Genomic DNA, 17,146 nt, shown 5'->3' on the forward strand with positions numbered 1-17,146 from the left:
TGCGCGTCCTCTCCTACACAAGAAACTTTTCCGCGACTTATCCACAAAACCCGGTCCTGACCTGCACTTTTGGTAATTCGAATGTCGGTGGTCACTGTCACTCTTAGATCGTGGCAATCACCCAGACCTTCGACCCTCTCGCCGAGGATGCGATCGACCTGCTGCGATGCGCGAGCGATGACGAACTGCTCGCCCACACAGCAGAAATCGAGGCGTACGGCCGGCGGGTGGACGCGCTGCGTGTGGTCGCCGCTGCCGAGGTGGCACACCGGTCCCGGCGGGAACTCGAGGGCGCTGCGTTGTCGGCGCAGAAGGGATGCCGCAACGCCTCTGAACTGCTGCAGCGAGTGACCGGTGCCGCGGGGCGAACCGTGGAGAGTTGGATGCGGTTGGGCGCGCAATTGCGCGGCCGGCCGACGCTGATCGGGATCGAAGGTCCTGCTGACTTCCCGGCCGTGACCGTCGCGGTCACCGAGGGGCGCATCGGTGTGGACGTGGCCACCGCAATCGTCACCGCGCTCGCGCCGACGATTGGGCGAGCGCACCCTGAGGACTTTGCCGCCGCCGAGCAGGCACTGGTGACCGCGGCCGGCGAGAGCACGGCTGACTCGATCCGGGTGCAAGCAGCGGTATGGCAGGCCGCGATCGATCCGGACGGCGTTGAACCGTCCGAGGAGCGGGCGATGGCACGCCGCGGGATCCGCCTCGGCCGTGCCAGGGACGGGCTGATTCCGATCAGCGGCGGTCTCATGCCCGAAGCTGCCGGTGCGCTGTCACGGCTGTTCGATGCCCACTTGACGCCGCGGACGGCGCCGGCGTTCCTCTCGGCTGAGGAACGCGATGCGCAATCCCTCGAGCGCGACCCGCGCACACCCGACCAACAGCGGCACGACGTGTTCATGGGCATCGTCGACTCCGCGGCGCGGGCGGCGGATGCCCCGTCGATCGGTGGCGCAGCGCCGACGGTGCTCGTGAGCGTGCGAGCCGACGACCTCGATCGGGGCGGCGGCGCCGGGTACATCGACGGCGTGGAGGCGCCGGTGAGTATCCGAGCGGTCGGGCAGAAGATCTGCGCGGGCGGCAGCCAGCGGGTGGTGATCGATCCGACCGGTCGGGGGTGCAGTTGGGCGTTCCGCAGCGGGTGTTCAACTCCCAGCAGAGGCGGGCGATCGGTGTGCGGGACGGCGGATGTCTCATCCCGGACTGTCCGATACCGGCGGCGTGGTCCGAGATTCACCATGTCCTGGAGTGGGCGAACGGCGGAAAAACGCATACCGACAACGGAGTGCTGCTGTGTTGGTTCCACCATCGGACGATTGATAGTTCCGGGTGGCAGATACGCATGGTTCGAGGTTCGCCGCAGATCAAGGCGCCTCCCTGGATAGACCCGAATGCTGACTGGCGCCCGGCGACGAAGTCACGCACCAGGTTGGCCGATGAGATCGACGGTTCTGGCTGATCGAGCTGGTCGAGCTGGTCGAGCCTGAAGCCCATCAGCGCGGGGACTGTTGCCCGGCGCGGTGGAACTGCTTTACTCGCTGGATGAGCGACAACCAGCCAGACCAGCGAGTTCCCGACGAGGCCCGGATCACCCGCACCTTCGATGCTCCCGTTGACCGCGTCTACCGGGCATGGATCGACCCCGAGCAGTTCGCCCACTGGTTCGGAGCGGAACTCGAGGTTCCGCAGTCCTACCTGGAGATGGACGTACGACCCGGCGGACAGTGGAGGGCGACCATGCTGCATGAGGGTGGGGAACTTCCCTTCGGTGGCGAATATCTCGAGTTGGTCGAGAACGAGCGGCTGGTGATGACCTTCGACGACCCCGAGCGCATCGGCGCAGGCAATGTCGACGTGAACGTGCTCACCGTCACCTTCACGCCGATCGGGGAGGACCGCACCGAAGTGCTGCTCAGCCAGACCGGTCTGATGGAGCACGGCATGGCCGACGATCTCGTGGTGGGGTACAACTCGTTCATGGACAAGCTCGCCGAGTTGCTCGCCCGCGACTAGCGCCGACCGTGCCATCGTTCCGCGTCACCATGCGCGTCGGCGAATTGCGTCCGGGGGTGACTCCCGACCGTGTCCTGCCTGCCGCTGCTGCAGCCGTGGAGGAGCTCGCCACCGTTGAGGCATCCGAGGTCGGAGTCGTCAGCGGCGAGCCCCGCATCACGGTGCGATTCACCGAGGATGCCCCGGACATCGCCCTGCAGATCGGCGAGCACGCGGCATCCGTCGTCGACTCGGTGGTGCCTGTGGTCTCCTGGACGGTGACCCAGCGGGTCGGCGGGCGGTGGCATCCGGTTGGGAAGTGAACACGTTCTGGAATAACCCGCCGCCCGCGGACGCTGAACCCAGCATGAAACGCATCGGGTTCCTCAGTTTCGGCCACTACCAGGATGTCCCGGGGTCTCTCGTGCACACCGCCCAGGACGCGCTGCTGCAGTCCATCGAGCTTGCGGTGGCCGCTGAGGAGGTCGGAGTCGACGGCGCGTTCGTTCGGGTGCACCACTTCGCCCCGCAGCTGGCGTCACCGTTCCCGCTGCTGGCCGCGATGGGGGCTCGCACCAGCCGCATCGAGATCGGCACCGGCGTGATCGACATGCGTTACGAAAACCCGCTCTACATGGCCGAGGAAGCTGCCGCCACCGACCTGATCAGCGGCGGAAGACTGCAGCTCGGCGTCAGCCGCGGTTCACCCGAGCACGCCATGAACGGCTTTGAGGCGTTCGGTTATGTGCCGGGCGAGGGCCGCAGTGACGCTGATGATGCCCGCACCAAGACCGAGATCTTCCTGCAGGCGATCGAGGGTGCGGGCGTCGTCCGCGCCAACCCGCAGATGACCGGGCACACCGGCGCGCTCGCCATTGAGCCGCAATCGCCGGGGCTGCGCGACCGGATCTGGTGGGGGTCCGGCACCCGGGCCACCGCCAAGTGGACCGCCGAGCAGGGCATGAACCTGATGAGCTCGACCCTGCTCACCGAGGACACCGGGGTCGACTTCGGCGACTTACAGGCCGAGCAGATCCAGGTCTTCCGCGACACCTGGAAGGACGCCGGCCACGCCTGGGCACCCCGCGTCTCGGTCAGCCGCAGCATCATCCCGCTGGTCAGCGACGCCGACCGGCACTTCTTCGGCTTGCGCGCCCAGGTCGAGGGCAAGGACCAGGTCGGCCAGCTCGAGGGCACCCTGGCCCGGTTCGGCAAGAGCTACATCGGCGAACCGGACGCCCTGATTGAGCAATTGGCTCAGGATGCCGCGGTCGAAGCCGCTGACACGGTGCTGATCACCGTGCCCAACCAGCTCGGCGTCGACTACAACGCGCAGCTGCTCGAGAGCGTCGTGAAGTACGTCGCGCCGGGGCTCGGCTGGCGGTAGGCGCCGAGCTCCGACGCGGGTACGACCCGGACCGCGGCCGCGGCCGCTGCGGCGTAGAAGAGGAGATTCTGCGACACGCCGCGGCAACCTGGCACGACACACCGGCTGTGGCCCGGAAGTCCTTCCGAACGCACGGCCGGCGGGCTCGACCAGCGGGTGGACGCGGATCAGCGAAAGCTCAGCGGCGGTGAAGCAGCCGCGCCAGCGGTGACTGCGCCAGTCCCGCGACCGGTCGTTGCTGCTCACCCTGCTGGGCCGCGAGCACGATCACGACGGCGGTCAACACTGGCGGGATCCACTGCAGCACCCGGAGCTGGTTTTGCGCGGATTCGAGCTCCGAGGATGCCACGGGGGACGGCTCCGTCACACCCACGGTGTCCTCATCCTGACGCTTGGCAACTCGCATGCCGAGAATCCCGGAGTACAGGCTGGCGCCGGCCGCACCCAAGGTCAGCCCGGCCTTGATGATCGTGTTGGTGCGACTCTCGGGCTGCGTCGCCAGTCGTTCCTTGTTCGCGGCGATCAGGCCCAGCCCACCGACCGCATGCACAGCCAGGGCGGCGATCTGAACCGGCGACCATTTCGCCCAGCCGGCCGAAGACAAGCGCAGCCGCTCTCGTGGATCTTTCGCCTCAGCGGCTGCGCCGTTGACGCCGACGGCGCCCATCAGCGAACCGCCGAACCAGGCGGCCAGACCCAGGTCGTGCATGCTGCGAATCACGGTGTTGCGTTCAGACATGAGAACTCCAAATTGTCGATCGAGTTGTCGGGCAATCAATCCACCATGAATCCGAGTGCGGGGGCTGACTAGGGTCTCTCAGAAGATTCGTCGTCAACCACCGGTTGCGTGAACGGCACCGTGCCGGTCACCTCGGCCGAACCCCGGACCGGCCCAAGCCGCCGCCTGCGCATCGGATCTCGGCGCAGGTCGGCATAGAGCGATACACACAACCCGATCATGATCAGCACGAATGGCGTCGCGGCAAGGATCGTGAACGTCTGCAGCGCCGCCAACCCGCCGACGAAGAGCAGCACCGCCGCGACCGCCCCGGTGAGTACCGCCCAGACGATCACCAGCGGTTTCCACGGCCGTTCGCTGCCGCGGGTCGACAGCGTCCCCAGCACCAGGGAACCGGCATCCGCGCCACTGACGAAGAAAACCGCAGTGAGCACCATCACGACAATCGAGGTGCCGATGAAGAACGGGTACTGCTGCAGCATCGCGAAGAATGCAGCGGCCTCGTTGCCTTCGCCGGCGATGTCCACTCCGTTCACTTGCAGGTGGATGCCTGCCCCGCCGAACACGGTGAACCAGATCATGCTCACCGCGGTGGGCACGAGCAGCACGCCGAGCACGAACTCGCGGATGGTGCGGCCGCGCGAGATCCGGGCGATGAAGTTGCCGACGAACGGGGTCCATGAGATCCACCACGCCCAGTAGAAGATCGTCCAGCTGGCCAGCCAGTCGCCGCCACCGAAGACGGCGGACTGGAAGCTCATCGGGATCAGGTTCGTAAAGTAGGCGCCGATGCCCTGCGGCAGCAGGTCCAGGATGAACAGCGCCGGACCGGCGACGAACACGAAGGTCAACAGCGCCGCCGACAGCACCATGTTGGTGTTGCTCAGCCACTTGATGCCCTTGCTGATACCGCTCGCTGCGGAGAACACGACGCCGACAGTGAGCACGAGGATGACGATGATCGGCAGCGTCACGCCCGGGTCATCCACGAATTCGCCTGTGGCGAGTAGGGAGAGGCCGGCCGCGATCTGCAAGGCACCGAGGCCGAGGGATGTCGCCGAACCGAACTTGGTGCAGATGATCGCGAGGATGTCGATCGGCTTGCCCCAGCCGCGCCGCTTGATCCGGTCCTCGCCGAAGAGGGCCTCGAACGGTGCGCTCATCAGGTTGCCCCGACCCATCCGGAAGGTGGAGTAGGCGAGCGCCAGCCCCACCACGGAGTAGATGGCCCACGGGTGCAAACCCCAGTGGAAGAACGTGAACGCCATCGCCTGGCTCGCTGCCTGCGGACTCTCCGGCTCGGCGCCGGTGAACGGCGGCGGGTCGACCAGATGCGTCACCGGTTCGTACACGCCGAAGAACATCAGTCCGATGCCCATGCCGGCGCTGAACATCATCGCCACCCACGACCAGGTCGAGAACTCGGCCTCTTCACCCTCGCGGGACAGCGGGATTCCGCCGTATCGGCCGAACGCCAGGACCAGTGCGAAGACCACGAAGCCGGTCGCGCTGAGTACGAACAGCCAACCGAGGTTGGTCGTCACCCAGGACAGTGCGGCTGCCGTGACATCCCCTACCTGCTGAGTGAAGATCACCCCGAGCAGACAGACCACCACGATGATGCCGCCGGCGACTCCGACTACGACCTTGTCGACGCTGCTCCACCCATGTGATGACGGTTCCGGCAGGGCTTCGGTGGGGTCATTGGACATCGGTGGTTCTCCCGTGAAACGAACTCGCGGAGCGCGTGCGGGACGCCCCGGTCTGGGCCACGCTACCCCGCACACAGAGCCGATAACTATAGTGACGGCTATGGCTGATCCGGAGATTCTGCAGCGCGACGGCGACAACGGACGCACCGAATTCGGGCGCTACGGCCAGATGCCGAAGTGGGATGCTCGGGTTGCCGCCTACGCGGACTGCGATGAGGCAAATGCGGTCATCGGTGTCGCGCTTTCGGTCACCGGGTTCACCGTCGAAGTGACCTCGACGCTCGCCAGTGTTCAGAACGACCTGTGGGATGTCCTCGCCGATCTGGCTGTGCCGCTGAACGGCGGCGAGGAGGCGACCGCGCGAATCCACGAGGCGCACCTCGTGCGTTTGGAACGGGCGATCCTGCATTTCGAACAGGAGCCCGCCGACCTTGAAGGCGTTGTCCTCCCCGGCGGAACAGTGGCCGCGGCCACCCTGTACCACGCCCGCGCCGTCGTGCGTCGCGCGGAGCGGATGGTCTGGGTCGCCTTCGAGACTTACCCCGAGGGCGTCAACGTGCTTACCGCGCAGTACCTCAACCGGCTGTCGACCCTGCTGTTCGTGCTCGCCCGGGGCGCCAACGTCGAGCACGGCGACATCAACTGGCGGCCTGAGGCATCCTCCAGGGCGATGGAAGACGGGGACGTAACTTCCGGTGATTGAGGAGCGCCGCGAGCGAAGCGAGTGACGCGTCGCGAAATCCTTGGATAGAGGAGCGCCGCGAGCGAAGCGAGTGACGCGTCGCGAAATCCTTGGATAGAGGAGCGCCGCGAGCGGAGCGAGTGACGCGTATCGAAATCAGCTGGCCGCGTTCACCCGCTCGACCAGGCGCTCCACATGATCGCGCCAGCGCAGCCGTAAGTCGTCGGCGTTGCCCGCGACGGGGGAGTGGATCAGTGTGATGCGGGCGCCACCGGGGCCGGATCCGACTTCCCAGCGCAACCGTTCACCGGAGGCCAGCTCGACATCCACTGACTCGCCGTCGACACGCGACACGATCATGCCGGGGCCCAGCCTGCCGGGTGCCAGCCATTCCAGCGTCGTCGGCGCGAGCATCCGCCATACTTTCTCCGGAGGTTGCAGCATCAGCTGCCGCTCGATCCGCAACTGGTCGTTGCCGATCACCGGGTTGTCCAGGCCGAACTCGCGCACGTACTCCTCGTAGTGCTCGACCGATGGCATCTGCCGGTCGGAATCCCGACCGTCGAGCATGTCACCAAGCAGGTCGAAGCAGGCATCCCAGCCGGCGGCATAGCTTGCGGCTGCCGCCCGGTCATCGAAGTCGTGGGTGAAGACCACCCAGCAGCCGTCGGCGTCAGGCTCGAGCGTGATCCCGAAGCTGTTGTCCGACTCCCGGGGCATGTCCTCGAGCGCGGCCTCGACGTAGCCGAGCCGCTGTTCCGGGACCCACTCGGTGATGCGAGCGGTGGTGGTGGCGCCGTCGCCGTAGTCGAGCTCGAGGGTTCCGCCGACCTTGGGCTGCAACGAGGTGACGGTTGCCGGATGCCACTGGCTGAGCAGTCCCGGATCGACGAGGTGCTGCCATACCCGGCTGGGCGGATGCGGGAATCTGCGCTCCATGGTCAGCCGCTGCCGTCCGTCGGCCTGAGCCAGCCGCGCCTCGGTCAGGTACGCCATAGCACGGAGGGTACGCCGTGACCCTTGCAACCGGGTGGGAGCTAGCCGAATGGGGCCGCTCGGGGCCCGCGAGGGAATCAGATCAGGCTGCGCAGCAACTCTTCGACGCTCGTGCCTTCCAGCCGAGCCCGCTGCAGCAGCCGAGTGTGTTCCTCGGCAGTCAGCGACACGGTGATCGTGTGCCACTCATCCTCGACCGATTCCTCCAGATCGAAGAGCGCAGGTTCGGCGATGAGTGCTTCATCGCCGGCACTGGTGAGGCCGGCGACGGCTTCAGGCCCGGTGGTGCTGTCAAGCGCGGAGCTGTCGAGTGCCGCCGTGCCGCGGGAGCTTTTGAGTGCAGCGGTGTCGCGCGCGGGCGCCACGGTGACCCCCGCGTCGACAGAGGCATGCCAGCCCGGGCCGCTCGGAATCGGCAGGCCGCGCTGGTAGGCCTCGGCGACCGCGCGGGCGCGGGCATCCGCAGCCTCATTCAGCACATGCCCGACGTGTCCCTTCACCCATTCGAAGCGGTAGGTGCGGCCGGCGAGGGCCTCGTCGAGATCCTTGAGCAGTTCCAGATTGAGCACCGGCTTGCCGTCACCCTTGCGCCAGCCTTTGGCCTTCCAGCCGCGCATCCACTTCGTGACCGCGTTGATCACGTACTGGCTGTCGCACAGCACCAGCAAGTCGTCATCGAGGTGAGCGGTCGCCCGAAAGAGTTCGAGCACGGCCTTCAGCTCGCCCTGATTATTGGTGGCGTGCGCCCAGCCGCCGGCTCCCCAGCAGGAATCGTCGACGTACCAGGCCCAACCGGCCGGGCCAGGATTGCCGAGGGCGGAGCCGTCAGCGGCAGCAACGATGGTCATGCGGGCCTTTCTCTGGACTACTGGCAATCGTATCGGCCGGCACCGACGCATCGGATTGGTGCAAATCGCGCCGCAGAGTCGCGTACCGTAGACGGGTGGTTTCGCGCCCGTCGATTTGAGGGCGACCACCCGCGCGGAGGGTTTTGGTTTGAGCGCAGAATGCATCCACGGTCTGGACATCGAGGCGTGCGCAGTGTGCTCGCCGAAGCCGGAGCCGGAGAAGGCGGCGCCGGTCGCGCGAGCGCCGCGGGTTGCCCGCACGAGCCTGCGCTCGACGCCTGCAGGGTCGGGCAGTGCGCGATCGGGAACAGCACGTTCGGTTGCTGAGCCGCGTTCCGCGCAGCGGACCACGCCTCCGCCGCTGAACGTCGAAACGCTGCGGGTCTACCACGTCACCCATGTCGACAACCTGCCCGCGATTCTCAAGGTGCGCGAACTGCGCGCCGACGCTCGCCCACCGGTGGACATCTCCTCGGCCGGCAGTCGTGACATCCGCCGCTCGCTGAGTGTCACCGATGAGTCGGTCGTCGCCGACTATGTGCCGTTCTTCCTGTCGCCGGACGCCCGGGTCTGGACGGCGATCCGCGCGGGCGAGCCCGATCCGCGGCTGCAGCCGGTCACCGCTCCGGCATCCGACTTCGTGATGCTGGCCACCACGGTGCAGGCGGTGCGCGCAGCGGGGGAGACTGTCGTCGCCGACCGCGACGCGGTGAACCCGCTGACCCGGTTCTTCACCGACCCGGATGTGGCCGACCGCCGTCTGCGCCAGCTGCAGTCCGAAGACAGCGACGAACTGCTCGACGCCGAACTGCTGGTGGCCGACACCTTCCCGTTCGAGTCGGTCGCGCTGATCGGCGTCGGCAACGACAGGGTGCGTGACATCGTGAAACGAGAGCTGGCGGCATCCGGATTCCGCACCAAGGTGGCCGTCTACCCGCCGTGGTTCCTGCCGGTCGACTGAGTCGCCGTTCAGGGCACGTGCCGTTCAGGGCAGTTGCCGTTCAGGGCACCGTCGACTGCTCCATGCATTGGCGCACCTCGACCGTGGATGCCGTGACCGATGCCACTCGCGCCGCAAGCTCGATGGCGCGAGTTTCGGCGGGCACTCGCACCACCCAGTAGCGGAGCAGGGTGCTGAACGAGCCGCGGCGGGTGCCGCCGTATGCCTCGACCAGGGTTCCGGATGCCCCGAACTCCAGCACCTCGGAGTAGACGAGCTCACCGCCGGTCGCCAGTTCGTCCTCGAACTGCACCATGAACGCGGCTTCGCGTTCGATGTCGGACTTGGCGCGGATATGCAGGGTGGCCTCATCGCCGAACACCATGATCATGAACTTCATCGTCCGCTCCGATCGCTCAGGCTTGCTCAGCGCGCTGGTGCCCCGGCAGGCTTGCTCGGGTGTGAATGCCGCCGCGCCACAAACCTACTCGGCGCACCGGCCGGGTCGGCAGCCTCAAATCGGGTTCTGGTGCGAAGAGCTCAGTCGGTTGGGTCCGTCGGCTCAAGCAGTTCGCGGATGTCGTCAGCGGTGAGCGCCGAGCTGAATACCGCGTCGTCGTCCATCACCGAGTCGAAAAGGCGGGCCTTGCGTTCCTTGAGCGCCATCACCTTCTCCTCGATGGTGCCGCTGGCGATCATCCGATAGACGTTGACGTGACGGGTTTGCCCGATCCGGTGGGTGCGATCGATCGCCTGCGCCTCGGTGGCCGGGTTCCACCACGGGTCGAGCAGGAACACGTAGTCGGCCTCGGTCAGGGTGAGCCCGAAGCCGCCCGCCTTGAGGCTGATCAGGAACACCGGGTTGTCGCCCTGCTTGAACTGCTTGATCACCTCGGCCCGGCGGGTGGTCGAACCGTCCAGGTAGCTGTAGGCGACGCCCTGCTCGTCGAGCCGCGCGGCGGCCTTCTTGAGGAACGACGTGAACTGGCTGAAGATCAGCGCCCGGTGGCCCTCGGCGAGCACGTCCTCGAGCTGTTCGAAGAGCGCGTCCAGCTTCGACGAGGGCACGTTCGAGTAGGCCTCGTCGACCAGTGAGGCGTCGAGGCTGAGCATTCGGAGCAGCGTGAGCGAGCGGAAGACGATGAAGCGGTTCTTGTCGAGATCCTCGATCAGGCCGAGCAGCTTCTGCCGTTCGCGTTGCAGCGTGGTGTCGTAGAGGCGGCGGTGCCTGGGCCCGAGCTCGATCTGCAGCACCTGCTCCTGCTTGGCGGGCAGGTCGGCGGCGACCAGGTCCTTGGTGCGTCGCATCATCAGCGGACGGATGCGTCGGCGCAACCTGGCCAGCAGCTCGGCGCTGCCAGAGGTTTCGATCGGCTTCGCATACACCTCGCTGAATCGCCGCGCCGACGGGAACAGCCCGGGCGCGACGATCGAGAACAGGGCGTGCAGCTCGAGCAGGTTGTTCTCCATCGGGGTGCCGGTGATGGCGAGTTTGAACGGCGCGGTCAGCTCACGCGCGCAGACGTGCACCCGGGCGGCGCGGTTCTTCACGAACTGGGCCTCGTCGAGGATGAGCCCTGCCCAGTCAATGCCCTGGTACTGGTCGAAGTCGAGCCGGAACAGGGCGTACGAGGTGACGACGACGTCGGCGCCGCGGGCGGCGTCGGCCAGCGGCATCCGTCCCTTTGAGTTTGTGCTGGTGACCGTGGCGACCTTGAGGTGCGGCGCGAACCGTTCGATCTCGAGCGCCCAGTTGCCCACTACCGAGGTCGGTGCGACGACCAGGAACGGTCGGGACTCGGTCTGCCTGGCGTGCGTGATCAGCGCGATGGTCTGCAGGGTCTTGCCGAGGCCCATGTCGTCGGCGAGGATGCCGCCGAGCCCGTGCTGCCAGAGGAAGCTGAGCCAGCGGAAACCGTGGAGCTGGTACGGCCGCAGCGTGGCGGTGATGCCGTCCGGCAGCGGGGTCGGGTCGATTGACGTGATGTCGCGCAGGCCGCCGACCGCCTGCCGCCAGCCGATGGCTTCGTCGGTCTCGTCGGCGAGATCCTCGAAGTCGGCCCAGAGGCTTGCCTGGTAGCGGCTGATCCGCGGCCCGGTCTCCCACTCGGCGAGCGTCTCGGCTTCGGCGATCAGTTCACGCAGGCGTTCCAGCTCGGGTTGCTGCAGCGAGAAGTAGCTGCCGTCGATCAGCAGCAGCTTCTTCTTGCCCTTCGCCATCGCGGTGAACAGGTTGCTGAACGGGATCTTCTTGCCGCCGATCGTGACGATCACGCCGAGGTCGAACCAGTCGCGCTGGTCGGTCTCCACCGTGGAGACGGTGAGCTTGGGCGTCTCGGTCAGCTCGCGGTAGTCGGGGCGGTCGCCGACGGTGTCGACCCGGATGCCGTCGGCGGAGGCCAGCCGGGGGAGTTCCCGATGCACGAATTCGGCGGCGTCGATGTCGTGCAGCACCTGGCTGGGCTGCGGGTTGCCTGCGGCGGTGAGCAGGTCGCGTTCGACGGCCGGTTCGCGGTAGCCGGACTCGCCGGGCGAGGGATGCAGCGGCATTCGTCCGTGCGGGTACTGCCAATCCCAGGCCAGCTCGACGGTGTGCTTCGGCTGGAAGCTGACCGTCAGCACGAGCGTCGGCGGGGTGATCGCGGGAAGGCTGACCGATTCATCGCTGCTGGTCACCGCGATCCGCTGCCGCAGTGGCGGGTAGTACCGGTCAAGGAACTCGGGCACATCGCCCGCGGGCACGACCACCTTGGTCTCCCGGCCGAGCAGCGGGCGGAGCTCGTCAGCGATCGTGTCGGTGGTCGGTGCCAACGTGATGACAACGGCAGGCGTGAACGTGAACGCGTACACGCCGTGGCTGCCAATCGAACCGGCCGTTGCAGCGGAGTGTGCGCGGTCATCGATGGTGAGGAGGGCGGAGAGATGTAGATCAGAACCCGTGCTGGTCGTCGTGCCCGACCCGCGGGTCGAGCTTGCCGAGACCCCGCCCGCGCGGGTCGAGCCTGCCGAGATCGCGGTTGTCGCATCGAGCGCCAGGGTCGCCTGGTGCCCGAGGGTGACGCTGCCGCCCTTGACGCCGGCCAGCAGCGGAATGCCGAGGGTCTCGGCCTGCTCGAGCAGATTCCACAGCAGCGGGCTGTGGAACTGGTCGAGGTAGAGCCAGTCGCTGTCCTCGCCGACGTACACCGGCTGCGCCGACCGGTACAGCGCATACAGCTCGGAGAACCAGCGCTGCTGGCGAATGTCCAACGCGCTGCGGTTGCCGATGTAACCGAGGCTCGTCCAGGTCAGGTCGCCCTTGACCCAATTTCCCGCGGCGCTGCGCATCGACGGCCTGATGCCGAGCCTGAGTTGGCCGATGCTGCCTTCGGTAGCGGTTCTCGCCGACTGACCCTGCCAGCGGTGCCGGGTGCGCGGCGTCTGCTCGCGCAGTTCGAAGGTGAGTCCCATCGCGGTCGTGGCCGGCGTGGCGATCCCGGTTAGCTGGTTACGGGCGGGCCGTCCGTCCGGCGCTGCCGAAACCGGCGTGCCGGTGAGCGCGTCGAGCGCTGCCTTCCAGCCGGCGCCGGACCCAGAGCCGTCGGCAGCGGTGCCGTCACTTCCTGCGGCGCGGCCCAGGAGCGCGGCATCCTGCTTCCGTTTCAGGTGCTCGAGGTTGCCGGCCAGCAAGGTGGCGGCAACGTGCTTGCAGTCCGACGCCATCGGGCAGGAACAGTACCCGCGCACCGGGCGGTGCAGGTCGCCGCTGCGTTCCAGATGCACGCGGCAGCGGTACGGTCGCGGCTCGCTGCCCTGAACCGTACTGACCAGCAGACCCTGATCCGCTTGCCAGTCGAGACCGGCCACGGCCCCTTGGCGCGCGTAGGCCTGGGCGCGGTCGAACGCGTTCTTTCCGACCAGCCGGATGACGTCGATGGCGTTCACCAGGGGAGGGGTGTCGGCCATGCTCCATGCTCTCACGCGGCGCAGGCAGCCTCGCGCGCGAGTGCTCGTGTGCGGCGGAACCGGGACTCGATGCTTCAGACGGATGTCGGAGGCCCCGGCTAACCTCGGAGCATCCGAGCCCGGGAGGCAAAGAGTGTTCCTACTGGAGAACCGCGTCATCTACAGCGCGACCGACCTCACCGCAGCGTCCAACTGCGAGTGGGGCCTCATGCGCGTACTCGACGCAAAGCTCGGCCGCATCCCGACCCCGCCCAACGATGAGGACGAGATGCTGCGCCGCGCCGCGGTTCTCGGCGATGCGCACGAGCACGCGACCCTCGAGAAGCTCAAGCTCACCCGCACCTTCACCGAGTTCGAGCGACCCGGCCTCGACGGCCTGCAAGAGGCCGCCGACGCCACCGAAGCTGCCCTGCGGGCCGGCGCCGACGCACTGTTCCAGGCGACCTTCTTCGACGGCCGGTTCGTGGGCTACGCCGACTTCATCCTGCGCACCGACGACGGTAGCTACGAGGTGTACGACACCAAGCTCGCCCGCCGCGCCAAGATCACCGCGCTCATGCAGCTCGCGGCATACAGCGATCAGCTGTCCCGTCTCGACATCCCGACCGGTGAGCTGGTCTACCTGCTGCTCGGTGACGGCAGCACGAGCGAACACCGGCTGCGCGACATCCTGCCGGTCTACCGCACCCGCCGTGCCCGACTGCAGCACCTGCTCGATGAGCGGCAGCTTGAGGCTGAGCCGGCCGCGTGGGGCGACTCCCGGTACACCGCCTGCGGCCGGTGCGCCACCTGCGCCGAGCAGGTGGAGGCACATCGCGACCTGCTGCTGGTCGCCGGGATGCGACTCACCCAGCGGACGCGACTGCTCGCCGCCGGGATCACCACGATCGACGAGCTCGCCGCGCACACCGGCGAACTCGAGGGTGTTGTGCCCGAAACCCTCGCCGCGCTCACCGCGCAGGCCCGGCTGCAGGTGAACCCCGACCTCGCCTACGAGGTCTTCAACCCGAACGGCCTGTCGGCGATCCCGGCTCCCGACGCCGGCGACATCTTCTTCGACTTCGAGGGAGACCCACTGCACCACGAGAACGGCCAGTGGGGACTCGACTACCTGTTCGGACTCGTCGAACCCGACAAGACTTTCCACGCGTTCTGGGCGCACGACCTGGTCGAAGAGAAGCAGGCGCTCATCGACTTCCTCGACTGGGTCGCCGAGCGACGCGCACGCCACCCCGACATGCACATCTATCACTACGCCGCCTACGAGCGCACCCACCTGCTGAGCCTTGCCGCCCGGCACGGCGTCGGCGAAGACGCCGTCGACGGCCTGCTCCGCGACAACGTCCTCGTCGATCTGTACCCGATCATCCGGCGCAGCGTGCGGGTCGGCAGCCACAGCTACTCGCTGAAGAAACTCGAACCGCTGTACATGGGCGACGACGAACGTGAGGGCGTCGCCAACGCCGCGGACTCGATCACCGAGTACGTGCGTTCCCGGGATCTGCTGGCGAGAGGTGAGGCGGATGCCGCGGCGAGCGTGCTCGCAGACATCGGCCGCTACAACGAGTACGACTGCCGGTCAACGCTGGCGCTTCGCGACTGGCTGCTCGCCCGGGCACGCGAGCACGACGTGACGCCGTTCACGCCTGTCGAACTTCCGCTCGAAGCCCCGCTGCGGGAGCCGGACCCGGTGTTCCTGGCACTCCACGAACGTCTGGTCCCGGCGCAGGACCGTACTGCCGACGACACCGCGTTGGCGCTCGCCACCGCCGCGATCGACTACCACCGACGTGAGCAGAAGACCTTCTGGTGGGACCACTTCCGCCGGCTGGTCGCCCCGGTGTGGGAATGGCAGAACAACCGCGGCGTCGTCGTCGTGACCGACGTCGCCGTCGAGCGGGACTGGTTCCAGGACGACGGCCAACGGTCGGTGCGCCGCGTCCTGCGGATCACCGGACAGGTGGCGCCGGGCAGCTCGATCGGCGTCGGCGACCAGCCGTTCCTGCTCTACGACGAGCCCTACCCGCCGATCCGCCGGTCCAGCGAACCGGGAGCGCGCACCGCGCACAGCCGCACCGCCGTGCTCGAGATCATCGACGAATCGGTCATCCGACTCGAGGAGCGGCTGGAAGCAGACGCGCCCCCGTACGACGCGACGCCGCTGGCGCTCGCCCCGGGCACTCCACCGCCGCCCGGCACCCAGGTCGGAGCGATCTCGGAATGGGGCCGCGCGGTGCTGAACGCGCTGCCGGAGCCGCTGGCGGACCCGGCGTTCGACATCCTCCGGCGCATCCCGGGCCGCCAGCCGGCAGCCGCCCCCGGTCACGCCCCGGAGCCCGAGGCGCCATCCATCGAGCACATCCGCGACGCGCTGCTTGCTCCCGGCACCACCTACCTGGCCGTGCAGGGTCCGCCCGGTACTGGGAAGACGTACACCGGGGCGCGCGTGATCGCCGACCTGGTGAAGAACCACGGCTGGCGGATCGGCGTCGTCGCCCAGTCGCACGCCGCGGTCGAGAACATGCTGCGCGGCGTGGTCGAGGCGGGTCTCGACCCGGCCCTGGTCGGCAAGAAACCGAAGGCCAGCGAAGCATCCACCCCCGTGCCGTGGACGAGCCTGCGTAACGGCGCCATTGCCGGCTTCGTCGAGCAGACCGGCTTCGTCCTCGGCGGCACCGCCTGGGACTTCAGCAATGCCGAACGGGTGCCGCGCCGTCACCTCGACCTGCTGGTCATCGATGAGGCCGGGCAGTTCTCGCTGGCCTCGACCATCGCGGCGTCGGTGGCCGCAACCCGACTGCTGCTGCTCGGCGACCCGCAACAGTTGCCGCAGGTCAGTCAGGGCACTCACCCGGAACCTGTGGACGTTTCCGCACTGGGATGGCTGACCGACGGCCACGACGTGCTGCCCCCGGAGTTCGGGTTCTTCCTTGACACCAGTTGGCGGATGCATCCGGCCGTGTGCGCCCCGGTGTCGGCGCTGTCCTACGAGGGCAAGCTGCATTCCCATTCGTCGGATCGAAGCCTGGATGGGGTCTTGCCAGGACTCCAGACCGTTCCGATTCTGCACACCGGCAACGCCACCGAATCGATCGAGGAGGCGGATGCCCTCGTCGAGCAGGTGCGCCAACTGCTCGGCCGGGACTGGTCCGAGGGTGGGGTCACGCGCCCGCTCGAGCAGACCGACCTGATCGTGGTCGCCGCTTACAACGCGCAGGTGTCCCGGCTCAGCCAGCAGCTTCGGCAGGCTGGGTTCGGGCAGGTTCCGGTGGGCACTGTCGACAAGTTCCAGGGGCGAGAAGCGCCGGTCGCGCTGATCTCGCTGGCAGCCTCGTCCGCGGCCGAGGTGCCGCGCGGCCTCGAGTTCCTGCTCATGCCGAACCGGCTGAACGTCGCGATTTCCCGCGCCCAGTGGGCGGCATTCCTGTTCTACTCGCCGGCGCTCACCGAGTACCTGCCGCACCGGGTGGACGGGCTGACCGCACTGAGCGGGTTCATCACCCTTGTCGGTGCTGACCGGGACAGTGCTGATCAGAACAGTGCTGACCAGAACAGTGCTGGTCAGCCTGCAGCCGCCCAGTCGCAGCAGCTGACGGTCAGCGGCTGAGCAGGTCCGCGCGTTCCGGGTGGTCGTCGAACCACTGCCCGGCGTACCAGCACATCGGCACAATCCGGCGGGTGGACGTCTTCTCGACATCGTTCACGGCGAACTCGACGAGTTCCGCCGCGTGCCCCTTGCCGCGGTGCGCCGGCGCGGTGAACGACCGGGTGAACGAGATCGAGTTCGCACTCAACGCGTAGTCGAGCACCCCTACGAGTTCCCCATCGATATGCAACGTGTAGCGGTGAGCGTCCGGTTCGTGCGCGAGGTCGTGAGCCATCGGCCCAGCCTAACCATTCCGCCG

At 67.6% G+C, this 17,146-nt stretch carries 14 protein-coding genes and 1 pseudogene; 8 read left to right on the plus strand and 7 right to left on the minus strand.

The annotated features are described in order from the left end of the window. Positions 1 to 110: 110 nt before the first annotated feature. The 5 genes and pseudogenes from GO591_RS04730 to GO591_RS04745 all read left to right on the plus strand — a co-directional run. A pseudogene (locus GO591_RS04730) lies at positions 111 to 1,046 on the plus strand (DUF222 domain-containing protein); the annotation flags it as partial. Between the two features lie 128 nt (positions 1,047 to 1,174). Next, positions 1,175 to 1,459 carry an HNH endonuclease signature motif containing protein gene (locus tag GO591_RS16110; protein ID WP_370455339.1) on the plus strand — a complete coding sequence of 95 codons (285 nt, stop codon included), beginning with the start codon at positions 1,175 to 1,177 and terminating at the stop codon, positions 1,457 to 1,459. 83 nt (positions 1,460 to 1,542) lie between these two features. Next, on the plus strand, positions 1,543 to 2,013 hold the full coding sequence (locus tag GO591_RS04735; RefSeq protein ID WP_157155754.1) for an SRPBCC family protein: 471 nt from the start codon (positions 1,543 to 1,545) through the stop codon (positions 2,011 to 2,013). An 8-nt stretch (positions 2,014 to 2,021) separates the two neighbouring features. Then, positions 2,022 to 2,315 (plus strand): hypothetical protein, encoded by a 294-nt coding sequence (locus GO591_RS04740; RefSeq protein WP_157155755.1) that lies wholly within the window; start codon positions 2,022 to 2,024, stop codon positions 2,313 to 2,315. A gap of 44 nt (positions 2,316 to 2,359) precedes the next feature. Further along, complete coding sequence (locus GO591_RS04745; RefSeq protein ID WP_157155756.1) at positions 2,360 to 3,379, plus strand: LLM class flavin-dependent oxidoreductase; 1,020 nt, start codon at positions 2,360 to 2,362, stop codon at positions 3,377 to 3,379. 178 nt (positions 3,380 to 3,557) lie between these two features. Here GO591_RS04745 and GO591_RS04750 read toward each other — a convergent pair whose 3' ends face one another. After that, complete coding sequence (locus tag GO591_RS04750; protein ID WP_157155757.1) at positions 3,558 to 4,118, minus strand: hypothetical protein; 561 nt, start codon at positions 4,116 to 4,118, stop codon at positions 3,558 to 3,560. A gap of 68 nt (positions 4,119 to 4,186) precedes the next feature. After that, positions 4,187 to 5,830, minus strand: coding sequence for a BCCT family transporter (locus GO591_RS04755; protein ID WP_157155758.1), 1,644 nt, complete (start codon positions 5,828 to 5,830; stop codon positions 4,187 to 4,189). A 100-nt stretch (positions 5,831 to 5,930) separates the two neighbouring features. Here GO591_RS04755 and GO591_RS04760 point away from each other — a divergent pair, with 100 nt between their 5' ends. Next, on the plus strand, positions 5,931 to 6,533 hold the full coding sequence (locus tag GO591_RS04760; RefSeq protein WP_157155759.1) for a cob(I)yrinic acid a,c-diamide adenosyltransferase: 603 nt from the start codon (positions 5,931 to 5,933) through the stop codon (positions 6,531 to 6,533). Positions 6,534 to 6,668: 135 nt separating this feature from the next. Here GO591_RS04760 and GO591_RS04765 read toward each other — a convergent pair whose 3' ends face one another. Both GO591_RS04765 and GO591_RS16115 read right to left on the minus strand, forming a co-directional pair. Then, positions 6,669 to 7,508 carry an SRPBCC domain-containing protein gene (locus GO591_RS04765; protein WP_157155760.1) on the minus strand — a complete coding sequence of 280 codons (840 nt, stop codon included), beginning with the start codon at positions 7,506 to 7,508 and terminating at the stop codon, positions 6,669 to 6,671. Between the two features lie 77 nt (positions 7,509 to 7,585). Then, complete coding sequence (locus tag GO591_RS16115; RefSeq protein ID WP_157155761.1) at positions 7,586 to 8,356, minus strand: RNase H family protein; 771 nt, start codon at positions 8,354 to 8,356, stop codon at positions 7,586 to 7,588. Positions 8,357 to 8,504: 148 nt separating this feature from the next. Here GO591_RS16115 and GO591_RS04775 point away from each other — a divergent pair, with 148 nt between their 5' ends. Beyond that, a complete protein-coding gene (locus GO591_RS04775; RefSeq protein WP_157155762.1) occupies positions 8,505 to 9,317 on the plus strand; it encodes a DarT ssDNA thymidine ADP-ribosyltransferase family protein in 813 nt (270 codons plus the stop codon). 40 nt (positions 9,318 to 9,357) lie between these two features. Here GO591_RS04775 and GO591_RS04780 read toward each other — a convergent pair whose 3' ends face one another. Then, entirely contained in the window at positions 9,358 to 9,696 is a 339-nt protein-coding gene (locus GO591_RS04780) for a YciI family protein (protein ID WP_157155763.1), read from the minus strand. 140 nt (positions 9,697 to 9,836) lie between these two features. Then, positions 9,837 to 13,241, minus strand: coding sequence for a DEAD/DEAH box helicase (locus GO591_RS04785; protein ID WP_157155764.1), 3,405 nt, complete (start codon positions 13,239 to 13,241; stop codon positions 9,837 to 9,839). A gap of 133 nt (positions 13,242 to 13,374) precedes the next feature. On the opposite strand from GO591_RS04785, the gene GO591_RS04790 reads away from it, so the two are divergent. Continuing rightward, a complete protein-coding gene (locus tag GO591_RS04790; RefSeq protein WP_157155765.1) occupies positions 13,375 to 16,848 on the plus strand; it encodes a TM0106 family RecB-like putative nuclease in 3,474 nt (1,157 codons plus the stop codon). Here GO591_RS04790 and GO591_RS04795 read toward each other — a convergent pair. Then, positions 16,838 to 17,122: a GNAT family N-acetyltransferase gene (locus GO591_RS04795; RefSeq protein WP_157155766.1), complete on the minus strand. Its 285-nt coding sequence runs from the start codon at positions 17,120 to 17,122 to the stop codon at positions 16,838 to 16,840. The two genes, GO591_RS04790 and GO591_RS04795, sit on opposite strands and share 11 nt — an antisense overlap. Positions 17,123 to 17,146: the final 24 nt, after the last annotated feature.

It is taken from the genome of Diaminobutyricimonas sp. LJ205 (assembly GCF_009755725.1).
Taxonomy (GTDB): Bacteria; Actinomycetota; Actinomycetes; order Actinomycetales; family Microbacteriaceae; genus Ruicaihuangia.

Bases quoted from the DNA above. Each gene is read 5' to 3' on its own strand.
- GO591_RS04735 (WP_157155754.1), top strand. From the start codon at position 1,543: ATGAGCGACAACCAGCCAGACCAGCGAGTTCCCGACGAGGCCCGGATC.
- GO591_RS04745 (WP_157155756.1), top strand. From the start codon at position 2,360: ATGAAACGCATCGGGTTCCTCAGTTTCGGCCACTACCAGGATGTCCCG.
- GO591_RS04750 (WP_157155757.1), bottom strand. From the start codon at position 4,118: ATGTCTGAACGCAACACCGTGATTCGCAGCATGCACGACCTGGGTCTG.
- GO591_RS04755 (WP_157155758.1), bottom strand. From the start codon at position 5,830: ATGTCCAATGACCCCACCGAAGCCCTGCCGGAACCGTCATCACATGGG.
- GO591_RS04760 (WP_157155759.1), top strand. From the start codon at position 5,931: ATGGCTGATCCGGAGATTCTGCAGCGCGACGGCGACAACGGACGCACC.
- GO591_RS04765 (WP_157155760.1), bottom strand. From the start codon at position 7,508: ATGGCGTACCTGACCGAGGCGCGGCTGGCTCAGGCCGACGGACGGCAG.
- GO591_RS16115 (WP_157155761.1), bottom strand. From the start codon at position 8,356: ATGACCATCGTTGCTGCCGCTGACGGCTCCGCCCTCGGCAATCCTGGC.
- GO591_RS04780 (WP_157155763.1), bottom strand. From the start codon at position 9,696: ATGAAGTTCATGATCATGGTGTTCGGCGATGAGGCCACCCTGCATATC.
- GO591_RS04785 (WP_157155764.1), bottom strand. From the start codon at position 13,241: ATGGCCGACACCCCTCCCCTGGTGAACGCCATCGACGTCATCCGGCTG.
- GO591_RS04795 (WP_157155766.1), bottom strand. From the start codon at position 17,122: ATGGCTCACGACCTCGCGCACGAACCGGACGCTCACCGCTACACGTTG.